At 65.8% G+C, this 1488-nt stretch carries 1 protein-coding gene; it reads right to left on the bottom strand.

Features of this window, described 5'->3' with window-relative positions; genetic code table 11:
• Nucleotides 1-8: 8 nt before the first annotated feature.
• On the bottom strand, nucleotides 9-1367 hold the full coding sequence (locus FJV46_RS15040; RefSeq protein ID WP_239961428.1) for an ISL3 family transposase: 1359 nt from the start codon (nucleotides 1365-1367) through the stop codon (nucleotides 9-11).
• Between the last annotated feature and the right edge of the window lie 121 nt (nucleotides 1368-1488).

The raw sequence follows: 1488 nt of genomic DNA, 5'->3' as shown, positions 1-1488 counted from the left end.
GGCTCTTCTTACTTGAGGTGGGAGTGGCTGAGTCCGCCGCCGATGAGGAGCATGCGTAGGCGGTAGTTGTCTCGGTTGCGGAATCCTCGGGCGACGCGGCGGTGGAGTTCGATGAGTCCGTTCACGGCTTCGGTGCCACCGTTGTTGGAGCGGTCGGTCGTGAAGTACGCCAGGAACGCGTCCCGCCAGCGTTTGAGGGTGCGGCCGAGGCGGGCGATTTCGGGGATCGGGCATGTCGGGAACGCTACGAGGATCTGCTCGGCGATTCTCCGGCCCTCGGCCGGGTTGGGGTGACGGTAGGCGGAGCGGAGTTGTTGAGCGCAGGACCAGGCGACATAGACGGCCAGGTGTGCGTCCTCGTTGGATGCGATCGCGGTGTCGAAGCGTTCCCGTTGTTTGTCGGTAAGCTTCTCGGCGCCGGCGCGCAGGAGATTCTGGATCCCGTAGAGCGGGTCGCCCTTACGGCCTCGGTGGCCGAGGGTTTTTTGCTGGATCCGGCGCCGACACTCATCAACGGCGTGGGTGCCGAGCTTGACGACATGGAACGCGTCGAGGACAGCGACGGCGTCCTCGAGGTTGTCATCGATCGCGCTCTTGTAGCCCTGGAACGGATCCAGGGCTGCGACTTTCACCCCGGCGCGGAAGTCCTCGCCGCGTTCGGTGAGCCAGTCGGCGTAAGCCTTCCCCGAGCGGCCCGGGACGAGGTCCAGTAGCCGTGCGCGGACGTGTCCGTGCCGGTCGCGGGTCAGATCGACCATGCCGGTGAGCTCTTTGGGGCCGCGCCCGCCCTCACCGATCGGTTTGGTCGAGACGTGATGCCAGATGTGCTCATCGACGCCCAGGGATGCGACATTCTCGAACCGTGCCGGATCGGCGGCCATGACCTCGAGCAATGGTCGGATGGATCGCCAGATGGTGCGCCACGTCGTCCCGAGCTGACGTGCCAGGCCAGCCACGCTGGCGTGCTCGCGGCGCAACTGCCTGATCGCCCACCAACAGGCCCGCGTCGTGAGCAACGCCCGCGGGCCAGCAAGGTTGAGGTCTTGCTCGGTGAATGAGCGTGCCGGGCAGTGCTCCTCGGCGCAACGCCACGTCCGTTTCCGCCACACCACCTGGACGGGCCGCCCGAAGCAGGGCACATCGATGAGCTTCACCTCCCGGCGCCCGTGACTGCGGGCAACGACGCCGCATAAGGAGCAGCCTGCCGGCCCGGCAGGGGATTCGATGACCGCCCGGATAACGCCGGCGTGTTCGCTGACGTCGATGACGTGGAATCCCTCCAAACCCACCAGCAGATCGCACCGAGAGCAATAACACGAGGGCTGAGAACGTGGGCGCGCGCGGACGCACGACGTAGGCTCGGACATTGTCGAGGCCTTCCGGATTGAGCGGCTTAGTCACTGCCGATCTTGGAAGGTCTCGACCTCATTTCGGAGTCAGGTGCTCACGGCGTGTCGCTCAGCGCTCCCACCTCAAGTATGAAGAGCC

This window comes from Arthrobacter agilis (assembly GCF_006494655.1).
Classification (GTDB): Bacteria; Actinomycetota; Actinomycetes; order Actinomycetales; family Micrococcaceae; genus Arthrobacter_D; species Arthrobacter_D agilis.
Note: the sequence above shows the minus strand (reverse complement) of the source record. Positions and strands in the feature narration are given on the sequence as shown.